The following is a 13,102-nucleotide window of genomic DNA, read 5'->3' as shown; positions in this document are numbered from 1 at the left end:
CTAGAGGGCAACAGGGAAAGCGCGACCTCCAGCCCCGTGGTGTAGCGGTGCCCGCCCGCGTTGTGTTCCCGCGCGCGCCAGCCCAAGGGCTCGCCCGTGCTGTCAGGCCCCGTTCAATGGGCGGTGCGGATGTCCAATCCGGCCGCTCGAGCCGGAGTCCTCCCCGTGAACGATCCCCGTCGTCTATCACTTCGGAGAGCCCATGTCTGCCGATCGCACGTCGCCGCCCGTCCGCACCGGGAAAGACGAAAGAGATAGCAATGCCTTCAGTAATAAGCACGACAAAAAGAGACATCGGGCCCCCAACGCTCACCGCATCGTCGTACGCGATACCCGATACGACCCTCCCGACGCCCGCAAACTCGCAGAAGTAATAGTTAGTTTCGCCGAATCGCTTGCCGCCGAACATGACGAGACAAAACATTCGACAGGCATCGACACGGCAGAAAAACCTCCGGCGGCGGCATAGAAAAACGCCGACGTTTTGATAAAATGACATGTTCCATCCGGCCGGATGGTTCGGATCAATTTCGAAATGTCGCCACAGGTGCGAAGCGCTGCCAATCATATTCGGATTGGCGGCGCTTTTCATCCGGCGGCACCCCGGTTAGTCAACGACAAAGAAAGAGAATTCTTCATGGCAAGCGCATATTTAGATTTCGACGGTGAACACACACCGGACGACGCGCTGACCGCCGCCGAGTCGTTCCGGGGTCTGAGGGTGGAACCGGGAACCCGAGCGGTCATCTACCTGCGCGTATCATCCCCCGGTCAGGTCAAGACCGATTACGACCCGGAAGGTCAATCGATTCCGGCGCAGCGCGTCAAGTGCCAGCAGAAGGCAGAACAACTCGGGCTGACCATCGTGGACGAGTACATCGAACCAGGGCGCACGGCCACCGAAATGTCGAAACGAGTCGCCTTTCAACGATTACTCGCCCGAGTGCGGGCCGAACGAGACATCGACTATGTCATCGTCTACAAGCTATCCCGCATGGCACGCAACCGGATAGACGACGCCATCGTCATGGCAGATCTCCGCAAACGCGGTGTCACCCTCATCTCGGCCACCGAAAGCATCGACGACACACCAGTCGGCCAGCTTATGCACGGCATCCTCGCCACCTTCAACGAATACCAATCTCGCGAATCCGGGGCCGACATCGCCTACAAAATGGGCCAGAAAGCCCGTAACGGAGGCACAATCGGACGCGCCCGACTCGGCTACCGCAATGTGATCGACCGATTCGACGGCCGCGAGATCCGCACCATCGCCACCGACCCCGAGCGAGCGCCACTGGTGCAACTCGCCTTCGAACTGTTCGCCACCGACAACTACACCCTCGACACCCTGTCCGACGAACTCTACGACCGGGGCCTGCGTACCCGGCCCACCAGGAAACACCCCGCCAAACAGGTCTCCATCAACAAACTCTCCCAAATGCTGCGGGACCGGTACTACCTCGGCTACGTCACCTACGACGGTGAAGAGATCAAAGGCCGCCACGAACCCCTCATCAACGAAAACCTCTTCGACCGCGTCCAAGACATCCTCGACGCACGCAGCACCGCCGGGGAACGCCGACGCGAACACCCCCACTACCTCAAAGGCTCCCTGTTCTGCCAGCGCTGCCACCGAACCACAGGCAGCACCACCCGCATGATCATCCAGCACACCCTCAACCGACGTGGCACCGAATACACGTACTTCTTCTGCCGCAACAGACAAGACGGCACCTGCGACGCCCCCTACATCAACGTCGCGCTGGTCGAGGACGCCGTGGAAGCCCACTACGCGACCGTGCGCTTCAGCGCCGAGTTCATCGCCGAAGTCCGCGCACACGTGACCACGGTGATCAACGAACGAGACGCGGCCGAGCGACTACTCCACAAACAACTCACCACCGAACTACAGGCATTGGACACCCGCGAAGACAACCTGATCGAACTGGCCGCAGACGCCACCGCGCCGCAACTCAAGATCAAAACCAAACTCCAGGAGATCGCCCGCGACCGCCAACGCCTGACGCAGCGCCTGACCACCACGACCGAAAACCTCTCCGACAGCGCCAAACTCATCGACATAGCGCTCGAACTACTCGAGAACCCCCAACAGCTCTACCGCCGATGCAACGACCACCAACGCCGGATGCTCAACCAAACCATCTTCCGCGCCCTCTACATTGAGGACGAACAGATCGCCGACCACCGTCTCCACGAACCGTTCAACCGTCTCCACGCGATCCAACGCGCACGCGGAACCGGCCACCCCACCGCATCCCCCCTGACAGACGATGGGGCCGCTAAAACGAAAAACGCCACCGCTTCACACGGAAGCGATGGCGTCGGCGTACTACTACACGGCATTGATTCGGCACCGTGTTCTAGTACACCCTCCAAGGTGGAGCTAAGGGGAATCGAACCCCTGACCTTCTCGATGCGAACGAGACGCGCTACCAACTGCGCTATAGCCCCGGGCGGCTCGTTGCCGAGCCACGGGGGAGAACTTTAGCAGGTGGGTCCGGGGGATGCCGAATCGGCTGGTCAGGGGGTGGTCGGGGTGGGGGTGGGGTGGATACAGTGGTGTATCGAAATGGGTTGGCAGTGGGCTGGAGGTCCTGGTGGCCGGGTATGACGTCGTGGTTCGTGGGGGAGTCGTGTACGACGGGACCGGGGGCGCGCCGGTTCGGGCGGATGTCGGGATCGCGGACGGGAGGGTTGCGGCGATCGGGGTCGGGCTGCCGGAGGGGGAGCGGATCGTGGACGCCGCGGGGAAGTGGGTGTTGCCGGGGCTGATCGATGTGCACACCCATTACGACGCCGAGGTGTTGTTCGCGCCGGGGTTGGGGGAGTCGGCTCGGCACGGGGTGACGTCGGTGGTCATCGGGAACTGTTCGCTGTCGACCGTGTATGCCGATGCCGAGGATTGCGCGGACATGTTCGCGCGGGTGGAGGCGTTGCCGTGGGATGTGGTGCATTCGGCGGTGAAGGAGCATCGGGAGTGGGCGGATCCGGAGAGCTATGTGGCGGCGCTCGAGGCGAGGCCGCTCGGGGTGAATGTGGCGGCGTTCCTGGGACATTCGGATATCCGGGCGGCGGCGATGGGGATCGCGCGCGCCTCGGACGACCGGGCGCGGCCGACCCGGGGCGAGCTGCGGCAGATGTCCCGGATGCTCACCGACGCGCTGGACGCGGGGTTCGTGGGGTTGTCGACGATCCGCAGTTCGTTCTCGAAGCTGGAGGGCGAGCGGTATCCGGGGCGGCGGTTGCCGTCGACGTACGCGTCGTGGTCGGAGTACCGGGCGCTCAATGATGTTCTGCGGCAACGGAAACGGATCCATCAGAGCACGCCGAATCTGACCGCACGGCTCGAGCTGGCGCACTTCTTCCTCCAGAGCGCCGCGCGCGGGCACGGCCGGCCGCTCAAGACCACGCTGATCTCCGCCGCCGACATCAAGGCCGACCGCACCGTGGTGCGGCTCGCGACAACCGTTGCGGCACTGGTCAATCGGGCGCTGGGGGCCGAGTTCCGCTGGCAGCATCTGCCGGTGCCGTTCGAGGTGTACGCCGACGGGATCGATCTGGTCGTGTTCGAGGAGTTCGGTTCCGGCGTCGCGGCGTTGAACATCCGAGACCTGTTGCGTCGTCACGAGTTTCTGAACGACCCGGAGTTCCGCCGCGCGTTCCGCAAGGATATGGGCAAGCGGTTCGGTTCCCGCGTCTGGTATCGCGACCTCGACGACGCCGAGATCGTCGCCTGCCCGGACGCGTCGGTGGTCGGCCGCTCCTTCGGCGAGATCGCCCGGGAGCGTGGCGTTCTCGCGCCCGACGCGCTGCTGGATCTGGTGGCCGAACACGGCTCGGCGCTGCGCTGGCGGACCACGATCGCCAACGACCGCGACGCCGAACTGAACCGGCTGGCGAATTCGCCGCAGGTGCAGATGGGTTTCGCCGATTCCGGCGCGCACCTGCGCAATATGGCCTTCTACAACATGGGCATCCGTTTCCTCGAGCGCGTCCAGCGCGACGGCGTCATGCCCGTCGAACGCGCGGTGCACCGGCTCACCGGCGAACTCGCCCAGTGGTACGGGTTGGATACGGGACGCATCGCGCCCGGCGCCCGCGCCGACGTCACTGTCGTCGACCCGGCGGGCTTCGACGGCTCGAGCGCGGCCTACCACGAGGCGCCCATGCCGGGCGCGAGCGGCGTGCGGCGGATGGTCAATCGCAGCGACGCGGCCGTGGCGGCGACCATCGTCAACGGCGCCCTCGTCTACGAAAACGGTTCGTTCGCACCGGGTTTCGGCACCACCCTGCGCGCGGGCCGCTTCCTGCGGGCGATCGCGTGACTACAGCCCGGCCGCGGCCTTGGCACGGGTCAGCACCTCCTCGATCATGGCCGGGGTCAGACGGCCGGTGAAGGTGTTCTGCTGACTCACGTGATAGCAGCCGAACAGCTCCAGCGGCTCCCGGTCCGCCCGCGCGGGCGGCAGCGAATAGTGCACGCCGTGACCGAATTTGGGCCGGGGCCGCGGCACCGCCCAGCCCGCGCGGGCCAACATGGGCAGCAGCGCCTGCCAGCCGAACGCGCCGAGGGTGACCACCGCGCGCACGGTCGGCGCGAGCAGTCCGAGTTCGGTGACGAGCCAGCGGCCGCAGGTGTCGCGTTCGTCGGGGGTGGGCTTGTTGTCCGGCGGCGCGCAGTGCACGGGGGCGGTGACGCGGGTGCCGAGCAGCCGCAGCCCGTCGTCGGCACTCACCGCGATCGGCTGATTGGCCAGGCCGACCGCGTGCATCGCGGCGAACAGGACGTCGCCGCTGCGATCGCCGGTGAACATGCGCCCGGTCCGGTTCCCGCCGTGGGCGGCGGGCGCCAAACCCACCAGCAGCAGCCGGGCGTCGTCGGGTCCGAGACCGGGTACCGGCCGCCCCCAATAGGTCTGATCCCGGAATGCCGCGCGCTTCTCCCGGGCGACGCGCTCGCGCCAGGCGACCAGGCGCGGGCAGGCGCGGCAGTCGACGAGGTCGGCGTCCATCGCGGCGAGCGTGCGGTATGCGCCGGGTGCCGGTTCCGCGGTCATCGGACTCCTTCGGTCGATCCGGGCGGTTCCCTGTCGAGTCTGCACGCCGCGCGTGCACATCGATACGCCGCGTGTATCGATAGCCCAAGGTTTGCAATCTTGCGTTCGCAGCGGCCTCCGGGTCTTGCGCAATACGCCCGTACGGGGCGGCCGTGTCACCGATGTCTCACGGCGGGGGTTGATAGCATGACCTTCCTGGCGAACCGGTACGGGGTCGATTCGAGAGAGTTTTCTTCCATGCAGTTTGAGATCGTCGAGCGGGACGAGACGTGGGTGGCCGGGCTGCCGGTGCGAAGCCCCAAGCGCGCGCTCGGGGAACTGCGCGACCACGACCTGGAGGCCGCGTGGGCCGCGGTGCTGCATCAGGAACTCGGCGGCCCGCTCGCCTCGGCCTACACCGACTACTCGCCGGAACTCAACACCTACAACACCCAGATCGTCGGCTACGAGTGCAAGACCTTCGGTGACGTCACCCGCGGGCACATCGTCTCGCGGCTGCCCGGCGGCACCTACGCGCGCTTCTCCTCGGTCGGGAACTTCCCGCGGATCATGACCGACCTGTGGACCCAGATCGCCTTCGCCGAGGAACACCACCAGATAAAACGCACGTACACAGGCGATTTCGAGTGTTATCCGCACGCCTACAAGATCGATCTCTTCCTGGCGGTCGAGCACCGATGACCTACTCGATCGTGGTCCGCGACGAGGCGATCTACGGCGGCCTGGTGGTGCCGCGCGTGCGCCCGAGTTTCAAGGTCAGCAACAGCGAGTTGATCGAATTCCTGCGCGACCGGTTGCGCGATCGGGATACCGTGGCGCGGCCGTTGTACACCGTGTACGTGCCCGATCCCGCGGGTAATTACAACGTGTTGGTGAGCTACGACTACCCCGCGCCGGACGCGGTCCCCGTAGGGGACGTCCTGGTTCGGGTGCCCAAGGGCGTCTACGCCTGCTTCGAACCGAACGGTGACTACCACGATCCGGTCGAGGACGTCTGGGCTCAGGTCGACGACGCGACCGCCTCCGCCGAGATCTCGCGGGCGTACCGAGAAGAGATCGAGATCTGGCGTGGAACCGACCGCGTCGAGCTGTTCATCTCGATCCTCGTGTAGATAGCTGTTGGATAACCAAGCAAGTACCAACTGGTCTTCCTGTTATCTCGAGCGTGGAACATCCCGGATCTGACCTGGTGAAATTTCGTTCCTCCCACCCAGGTATCGGGAGATTTGCCGGACATCTGGTCAATTCCGGTCGGATGACGGATACTGCCTAGGCGACCACATCCGACATGCGGCCCGATGGACCGTGTTGGGAGGGGTCCGGTCAGTCGCGCGACAGCGCGCAGCAACGGAGTAGGAACTGTATGACTGTCGAAGCGGTCGCGGTCGGCCTGTCAGTCTCCCCCGTCGCGGGGACACGGCGTTTCCTGGATCGACAATCCGGATGCACCTTCTGGCTCAATACCCCGGGACAACGCCCGGACCTGTGGGAGCAATACCTCGACGGAGCGTTGCGCACGTATCGGCACTACGACGTGGAAAGCGTTCTGGAGTACGACCAGATCCGTGATGGTCGGTCGTCTTCCCTGTTTTTCACCGCGTTGAATACCGCCGGTGAAGTGGTAGCTGGGGTCCGAATGAGGGGACCCTTCGCTATCCCGGACGACATCGATGTCCTGCTCGAATGGCGCGGGCGCACCGGCGAATCCGAGCTTCGCGAACTCGTTGCTGCCCGACTGAAGTTCGGTGTGGTGGAAGTGCGGGGCGGGTGGGTCGACCGCGCCGCCGCCGACCGCCGCGCCTTGGGCGACGCGATGTCGCGCTGCCTGGCCTACGCACCGCTACTGCACGGCGTGCGTTTCGGATTCGGCACGGCCGCGACGTTCACCGCCGCGCGCTATCGGCCGACGGGCGGCGTCATCGCCCCGGTGATTCCCGGCATCCCCTATCCCGACACGCGCTATTCGACAGTACCGGTCTGGTGGGACTCGCGACGATACCGTGCACTGGTCGAGGACACCGTCCATTCCGTGATGACGACGGAGCTGCGGGAACTGGGCATCACGACCAACAGAGGCGGGCGCAGCCGCCGCAAGTCCGGGTGCGAACGGGAGGTCCTGCGCTCACATGTCCGATGATCATGAAGCCGAAAAACAGTACCGCCCATTGATTCTCGATCGGTCGAATCCGGCCGACGCGCACCGGCTCGAGGTGTTGCGGGCCGATCCGATCATCGAATTCACCGATCTCCGGGAAAAGATCACGGCCGAATTCGCCGCTATCACAAGGGAATCCCGCCCCCGTATCGATCCGGACTCGGAGCGATGGATCTACTACCCGTGGCGGCGCAGCGTCCTGGCGCTGCCCGGCGAACACGTCTTCCGGCGGGTGCGGCTGAACCGCAACCGCAACAAGCTGACCGAGGCCGAGCAGCAGCGCCTGGCCCAACAGACGATCGGTGTTATCGGACAGAGCGTTGGTCACGCCGTTGCGATCACCCTCGCCCTCGAGGGCAGCTGCGGGCGGCTGCGGCTGGCCGACTTCGACACGATCGAGTTGTCCAATCTGAACCGGGTCTCGGCCAGCGTGCTCGACATCGGCGTGAACAAGGCCGTCGTCGCCGCCCGGCGGATCGCGGAACTCGACCCGTATCTGCCCGTCGAGGTGTTCGACACCGGTGTGGACGAATGGACGACCGAGCGGTTCATCGGCGGGCTGTCGGTGCTCGTGGAGGAATGCGATTCGCTGGATTTGAAGGTCACCGTGCGGGAGGCGGCCCGCGCACGGGGTATCCCCGTGGTGATGCACACCAGTGACCGCGGGCTGCTCGACGTCGAGCGCTTCGACGAGGAACCGGATCGGCCGTTGTTCCACGGCCTGCTGCGCGGCCTGCGCGCGGCGGATCTGCGCGGCCTCACCACGCGGGAGAAATCCCCGTACGTGGTCCGATTACTCGGCGCGCGTGAGGTTTCCGCGCGGATGGCGGCCAGCATGGTCGAGGTGGGCGAAACCCTCACCGGCTGGCCACAATTGGGAAGTGATGTGATGATGGGCGGTGCGAGCGTGGCCGCCGCGGTGCGCCGCATCGGGCTCGATGTCCCGCTGCGTTCCGGGCGCGGCCGCATGGATCCGGATTCGGCCCTGGACGAGCTGGCGCAACCGGAGCCGCACGCGCTGCACGAACCGCCCCCGCCGGGCGGGGAGATCACCCTGCCGGAGAGCCCGCTGGCCCGGATCGCGCAGTGCGCCGCGCGGGCCCCCTCGGGCGGCAATGTCCAGCCGTGGTCGGTGCGCACCGCCGCCGACGAGGTGCGCATCGTGCTCGATCCGGACAAGACCTCACCGCTGGACGTCGGCCTGCGCGGCAGCGCGGTGGCCGTGGGCGCCGCGCTCTATAATGCGCGCGCGGCCGCGGCGGCGCACGGCCTGCTCGGGGAGCATCGGCTCGTCGCGGGCGCGGGCGACGAACCCCTGACCGCGATCCTGCGGCTGGGCGCCGGGAACGACGTGGCGGTCGCCGCGGACTACGCCCCGGCGCTGGCCCGCGAGACCAACCGACGGTTGGGTACGGGAAAACCACTGACCCGGCCGGTGCTCGAGGCGCTCACCGCCGCCGCGCAGGTCGAGGGGGCGAGCCTGCGGCTGGTCTCCGGCCCCGACGGGCTCGCGGCGGCCGCGCGACTGCTCGGCGAATCGGATCGGGTGCGCTATCTGACCCCCGCGCTGCACGAGTCGATGTTCTCCGAACTGCGCTGGCCGGACGAGGACCCGAGCACCGGCATCGACGTGTGGAGCCTCGAGCTGGCGCCGGACGAGGAGGCCGCGCTCGAGGTCGGCCGCCGCGCGGACATCATGGCCGAACTGCGCGCCTGGCACGCCGGGACCGCGCTCGGCAAATACACCAGCGACCGGGTGCTGTCGAGTTCGGCCGTCGTGGCGGTCACCTTCCCGGAACGGGACGCCGACCTGCGCGGGTACGCCCGCGCTGGAATGGCCGTGGAGCGATTGTGGATTCGCGCGCAGCGGCTGGGGCTGGCCGTTCAGCCCATCTCTCCCGTGTTTCTCTATGCCCGACGCTCCGAGGACTTCGCCGGGCTTTCGCCATCGTTCGCCGATACACTAGCGTCACTTCAGGGCCGGTTCCTGGACCTCCTGGGAGTGCCTGAGCATGAGACCATTGCGTTGGTGCTTCGCCTGAGCTACGCGACAGCAGCTTCAGTCCGTAGCCGGCGGCGTCCTATTTCGGGCGCGGCGACTCGTAGTTAGCGTGATCGGAGACAAGGTGCCTCGGCGGACGCTCGATTCACTGGTGACTCAGGTCGCCGCAGAGCTCATGGGTGTCGACGCCACGGCCATGGTCGCGGCGACCGAACGCGTGCTGGCCCTGCTCGTCGAGTACTTCGACGTCGACTTCAGCTATCTGCGACATACCGATCGCGATCGCCGCGCCACCGTCCTGGTCGCCGAATGGCCGCCCCGGCCCGACGTGCCGGATCCGGATCCGCTGGCGGTGGTGTACTTCGAGCACGCCGACTCGGTGTTCAAGGCCCTCGAACACGCCACCGAACCGTTCCTGGTCACCCCGCACGACATGGACTACCAGGACACGATCCGCAAGGCGTCCGGACTGCCGGGCGTCACCTCGGCCGCGGTGCCGCTGCTCTCGCGCGGCGAGTCGACCGGCGTGCTCGGCTTCATCAAGATCGGCAAGCGGGAGTGGAGCACTCGCGAACTCAATGTGCTCCAGGCCATCGCCTCGCTGTTCGCGCAGCTCCAGGCCCGCGTCGAGGCCGAGGAGCGGCTGCGCTACATCGCCATGCACGACGATCTGACCGGGCTGGCCAACCGGCGTTCGCTGCTCGAGCACATGGAGGACCGGTTGCGGCCGGGCCATCCCGGACCGGTGGCGACCTTCTTCCTGGACCTGGATCGGCTCAAGGCGCTCAACGACTTCCTCGGCCACACCGCGGGCGACAACTTCATCCAGGCGCTGTCCACCCGGCTGCGCGAACATCTCGATCCCACCGACATGATCGCGCGGCTCGGCGGCGACGAATTCGTCATCGTGCCCGCCAAGCCGATGGACGCGGTCGCCGCGGAATTCGAGGCCAACCGGCTGCAACAGGTGATCTCGCGCCGGGTCACCGTCGGCGGGGAGACCGTCAGCCGGGGCGCGAGTGTGGGCGTGGCCGTGGGCATTCCGGGGGAGACCACGGTCGCCGACGTGCTGCGCCGCGCCGACCACGCCCTGCTGTCGGCCAAATCGGGCGGCGGCAACGGGGTGGCGGTGTTCACCGACGCCATGCGCGCGCAGTTCGAACTCCAGGACGATGTCGAGTTGAACCTGCGCGGCGCGGTGGCCGACGGCTCGCTGATCCTGCACTATCAGCCCGAGGTGGATCTGCGGACCGGGCGGATCGTCGCGCTCGAGGCGCTGGTGCGCTGGCAGCATCCGACGCGCGGGCTGCTGCCGCCGGGCGCGTTCGTGGGCGTGGCCGAGGCGACCAATCTCGCGGGGGAACTGGGGCGATGGGTGATCCGCAACGCCTGCAAGCAGTTCGCCGAGTGGCGGGGCAAGGGGCTGGCGGCGAACGTCGTCATCCGGATCAACGTGTCCCCGGTGCAGCTGGTCAGCCTCGACTTCGTCGAATCGGTCGAGGACGTGCTGCGCGAATACGGGATCGACGGCAGTTCGGTATGCCTGGAGATCACCGAACACGTGGTCGTTCAGGACCTGGCCCGTACCCAGGTGACGCTGCGCGGGCTCAAGCGGATGGGCGTGCAGATCGCCATCGACGACTTCGGCACCGGCTACAGCTCGCTGTCGCATCTGAAGGCGCTCCCGGTGGACGCGGTGAAGATAGACCGCGGCTTCGTGCAGCGTCTCGGCGTCAGCACCGACGATCTCGCCATCGTGAAATCCATTGTGGGACTTGCCGGTTCGTTCGGACTGGGCGTGGTGGGCGAGGGCGTGGAGACCGCCGTCGCCGCCCGCACCCTGGTCGGCCTCGGCTGCTACCGCGCCCAGGGCTTCCTCATCGCCCGGCCGATTCCCGCCGACGAGGTGGCCGTGCACCTCGCCGCCGGGCGCATCCCGCTGGATCTGGAACTCCCCCGCGTCTCCCGCGTGCCCAAGCCCTGACCCTGCCGGTTACCCGAGGCTTCCGCGCCTGTTCAACTCGCGTTGTCCCAGGGGGACCGGTCCGCGGGAACGATCGGGCAGTGCGCATCGTTCAGCTGGCGAACTTCTACGGTCCGCGGTCTGGGGGACTTCGCACCGCACTGCACCATCTGGGGGCCGGGTACACGGCGTGCGGCCACGAGGTCGTCCTGATCGTGCCCGGGGCGCGGCGGTCGGAGGAGATCCTGCCCAGCGGCGTCGTGCGAATCACGGTGCCCGCCTTGCTGATTCCGTGGACAGGCGGCTACCGCGCGGCGGACCCGCGCCGCGTCGCCGATGTGCTCGCCGGCCTGCGGCCGGACGCACTCGAGGTCTCGGACCGACTCACCTTGCGCGGCTTCGGCCGCTGGGCCCGACAGCGCGACATCGCCGGAGTGATGATCTCGCACGAACGGCTGGACCGGCTGCTCGGCCAGGTGCTGCCCGGCCCCATGGCCCGCCGCGCCGCCGACGTCGCGAACCGACGCACCGCCGCCAGCTACGACTATGTGGTCTGCACAACCGAATTCGCGCGGGAGGAGTTCCAGCGCATCGACGCGCCGAACGTCGCGCTCGTGCCGCTTGGGGTGGATCTGGAGATGTTCAGCCCTGCGCGCCACGACGGTCGGCTGCGGTCCGAACTGGGCGGGGAGTATCCGCTACTGGTTCATTGTGGGCGGTTGTCGGTGGAGAAGCGGGTGGATCGGAGTATCGAGGCTGTCGACGCGCTGCGGCGTGAGGGTTTGGATGCGCGGCTCGTGGTGGTTGGCGACGGGCCTAGGCGAGAGTCGTTGCAGCGGTTGGCCCGTGGGCTGGCGCCTTTGCGCGACGGACGTCCGGCTGTGCATTTCACGGGGTTCGTCGATGACCGGACGCGGGTGGCGACTCTGCTTGCCAGTGCGGACGTTTCGCTGGCGCCTGGTCCGCACGAGACTTTCGGGCTAGCTGCACTGGAGGCCCTCGCCGCGGGTACCCCGGTGGTCGCCAGCCGCTCGTCTGCCCTGGCCGATATCGTCACCGCCGACTGCGGCGCGGTCGCGGCCAACCACCCCTCGGCCTTCGCCCACGCCGTGACCGACGTGCTGGCCCGGCCGCTGTCGCAGCGTCGGCGAGCGGCCCGCACCCGGGCTGAGCAGTTCCCGTGGCGGGCGGCGGTCAACCGGATGTTGCGAGTTTTCTCCGGCCGCTGATCTGCGGAATCGTGGTGAACTAATTCTCAGCTGCGGCTATTCGAGGCCATCGATGTCGATGTACTCGGCCCATCCCGGGTCTATCCAGCTGCCCAACTTCCGATCGAACCGCAGACGTTCTCGATCCCGTTCGACATCGGGTGCGATGCTGTCGAACCAACCGCTCACCGAGGGGCTGATCTTCTCGGCCATCTCATCCTCATAGATCAACCAGACCGGCGGATCTGGTTGACCGAGATCAGCGCCGTCGATGACGTAATACTGATAGGCCCCGTGCTCCATCAACACGAGCATGCCAGCGCTATCAGTCATGGTGTTCTCCAGCCGCGCGAGCTGGGCGATCGCGGCCTCTTTGTCGCTCTCATCGATGACCTCTACGCCGAACGAACTTCCGCATAACCAGCCCAGCCTTTTGATCCCAATCATCCGCATGACTTCACGAACCGCGGCCGGTATCACGGTGACACCCTGTCGCGCGGCCCAATCCTCGATCTGCTCGTCCGAAGCGCCAGCCATCGATCCCGGCTTCACACCCGCCGCGATCACGCGTTCGACAGTCGCCCGGACAGTCGCCGCGGCTTGCTCGCTACTGTTCATCGGGCCAGCATTTCTCCATGGTTGACCAACTTTGCCCTCGACGCCTTCAGGATACTTCGATCATTAGCGAGAATC

At 66.7% G+C, this 13,102-nt stretch carries 11 protein-coding genes, 1 tRNA gene and 1 pseudogene; 9 read left to right on the top strand and 4 right to left on the bottom strand.

Annotated features, from left to right (window positions below; genetic code table 11):
* The first annotated feature begins 202 nt into the window (after positions 1 to 202).
* Both ACWDSJ_RS32770 and ACWDSJ_RS32765 read left to right on the top strand, forming a co-directional pair.
* Positions 203 to 469, top strand: coding sequence for a hypothetical protein (locus ACWDSJ_RS32770; RefSeq protein WP_143860211.1), 267 nt, complete (start codon positions 203 to 205; stop codon positions 467 to 469).
* A 45-nt stretch (positions 470 to 514) separates the two neighbouring features.
* A pseudogene (locus tag ACWDSJ_RS32765) lies at positions 515 to 1,735 on the top strand (recombinase family protein); the annotation flags it as partial.
* Positions 1,736 to 2,095: 360 nt separating this feature from the next.
* On the opposite strand, the gene ACWDSJ_RS32760 reads toward ACWDSJ_RS32765, so the two are convergent.
* Together ACWDSJ_RS32760 and ACWDSJ_RS32755 are read right to left on the bottom strand one after the other, a co-directional pair.
* Positions 2,096 to 2,269 (bottom strand): hypothetical protein, encoded by a 174-nt coding sequence (locus tag ACWDSJ_RS32760; RefSeq protein WP_219822978.1) that lies wholly within the window; start codon positions 2,267 to 2,269, stop codon positions 2,096 to 2,098.
* A gap of 133 nt (positions 2,270 to 2,402) precedes the next feature.
* Positions 2,403 to 2,475: transfer RNA gene (locus ACWDSJ_RS32755), tRNA-Ala, on the bottom strand.
* A 146-nt stretch (positions 2,476 to 2,621) separates the two neighbouring features.
* On the opposite strand from ACWDSJ_RS32755, the gene ACWDSJ_RS32750 reads away from it, so the two are divergent.
* Positions 2,622 to 4,349: an N-acyl-D-amino-acid deacylase family protein gene (locus ACWDSJ_RS32750; protein ID WP_450036538.1), complete on the top strand. Its 1,728-nt coding sequence runs from the start codon at positions 2,622 to 2,624 to the stop codon at positions 4,347 to 4,349.
* Here ACWDSJ_RS32750 and ACWDSJ_RS32745 read toward each other — a convergent pair whose 3' ends face one another.
* The gene (locus ACWDSJ_RS32745) at positions 4,350 to 5,081 is read right to left on the bottom strand and encodes a uracil-DNA glycosylase (RefSeq protein WP_450036537.1); all 732 of its coding nucleotides are present in this window, start codon (positions 5,079 to 5,081) and stop codon (positions 4,350 to 4,352) included.
* Between the two features lie 237 nt (positions 5,082 to 5,318).
* On the opposite strand from ACWDSJ_RS32745, the gene ACWDSJ_RS32740 reads away from it, so the two are divergent.
* The 6 genes from ACWDSJ_RS32740 to ACWDSJ_RS32715 all read left to right on the top strand — a co-directional run bounded on the left by ACWDSJ_RS32740 (position 5,319) and on the right by ACWDSJ_RS32715 (position 12,430).
* Positions 5,319 to 5,762, top strand: coding sequence for a GyrI-like domain-containing protein (locus tag ACWDSJ_RS32740; RefSeq protein WP_387360015.1), 444 nt, complete (start codon positions 5,319 to 5,321; stop codon positions 5,760 to 5,762).
* A complete protein-coding gene (locus ACWDSJ_RS32735) occupies positions 5,759 to 6,193 on the top strand; it encodes an effector binding domain-containing protein (RefSeq protein WP_387360017.1) in 435 nt (144 codons plus the stop codon). Before ACWDSJ_RS32740 ends, ACWDSJ_RS32735 begins: the two co-directional genes overlap by 4 nt.
* A gap of 251 nt (positions 6,194 to 6,444) precedes the next feature.
* Complete coding sequence (locus ACWDSJ_RS32730) at positions 6,445 to 7,218, top strand: hypothetical protein (RefSeq protein WP_387360019.1); 774 nt, start codon at positions 6,445 to 6,447, stop codon at positions 7,216 to 7,218.
* Positions 7,208 to 9,346: an Rv1355c family protein gene (locus tag ACWDSJ_RS32725; protein WP_450036536.1), complete on the top strand. Its 2,139-nt coding sequence runs from the start codon at positions 7,208 to 7,210 to the stop codon at positions 9,344 to 9,346. Before ACWDSJ_RS32730 ends, ACWDSJ_RS32725 begins: the two co-directional genes overlap by 11 nt.
* Positions 9,347 to 9,389: 43 nt before the next feature.
* Positions 9,390 to 11,222 carry a putative bifunctional diguanylate cyclase/phosphodiesterase gene (locus tag ACWDSJ_RS32720; protein WP_387360024.1) on the top strand — a complete coding sequence of 611 codons (1,833 nt, stop codon included), beginning with the start codon at positions 9,390 to 9,392 and terminating at the stop codon, positions 11,220 to 11,222.
* Positions 11,223 to 11,302: 80 nt separating this feature from the next.
* Positions 11,303 to 12,430 carry a glycosyltransferase gene (locus ACWDSJ_RS32715; RefSeq protein WP_450036535.1) on the top strand — a complete coding sequence of 376 codons (1,128 nt, stop codon included), beginning with the start codon at positions 11,303 to 11,305 and terminating at the stop codon, positions 12,428 to 12,430.
* 36 nt (positions 12,431 to 12,466) lie between these two features.
* On the opposite strand, the gene ACWDSJ_RS32710 is transcribed toward ACWDSJ_RS32715, so the two are convergent.
* Positions 12,467 to 13,027 carry a hypothetical protein gene (locus ACWDSJ_RS32710; RefSeq protein ID WP_450036534.1) on the bottom strand — a complete coding sequence of 187 codons (561 nt, stop codon included), beginning with the start codon at positions 13,025 to 13,027 and terminating at the stop codon, positions 12,467 to 12,469.
* Positions 13,028 to 13,102 lie beyond the last annotated feature (75 nt).

Source organism: Nocardia sp. NPDC003482 (genome assembly GCF_053588115.1).
The sequence above is the reverse complement of the archived record's forward strand: the minus strand, read 5'-3'. Positions and strand labels throughout refer to the sequence as shown.

What these genes read in the sequence shown, in the direction of transcription:
- ACWDSJ_RS32770 (WP_143860211.1), top strand. Translation starts at nt 203, where the DNA reads ATGTCTGCCGATCGCACGTCGCCGCCCGTCCGCACCGGGAAAGACGAA.
- ACWDSJ_RS32745 (WP_450036537.1), bottom strand. Translation starts at nt 5,081, where the DNA reads ATGACCGCGGAACCGGCACCCGGCGCATACCGCACGCTCGCCGCGATG.
- ACWDSJ_RS32740 (WP_387360015.1), top strand. Translation starts at nt 5,319, where the DNA reads ATGCAGTTTGAGATCGTCGAGCGGGACGAGACGTGGGTGGCCGGGCTG.
- ACWDSJ_RS32735 (WP_387360017.1), top strand. Translation starts at nt 5,759, where the DNA reads ATGACCTACTCGATCGTGGTCCGCGACGAGGCGATCTACGGCGGCCTG.
- ACWDSJ_RS32730 (WP_387360019.1), top strand. Translation starts at nt 6,445, where the DNA reads ATGACTGTCGAAGCGGTCGCGGTCGGCCTGTCAGTCTCCCCCGTCGCG.
- ACWDSJ_RS32725 (WP_450036536.1), top strand. Translation starts at nt 7,208, where the DNA reads ATGTCCGATGATCATGAAGCCGAAAAACAGTACCGCCCATTGATTCTC.
- ACWDSJ_RS32710 (WP_450036534.1), bottom strand. Translation starts at nt 13,027, where the DNA reads ATGAACAGTAGCGAGCAAGCCGCGGCGACTGTCCGGGCGACTGTCGAA.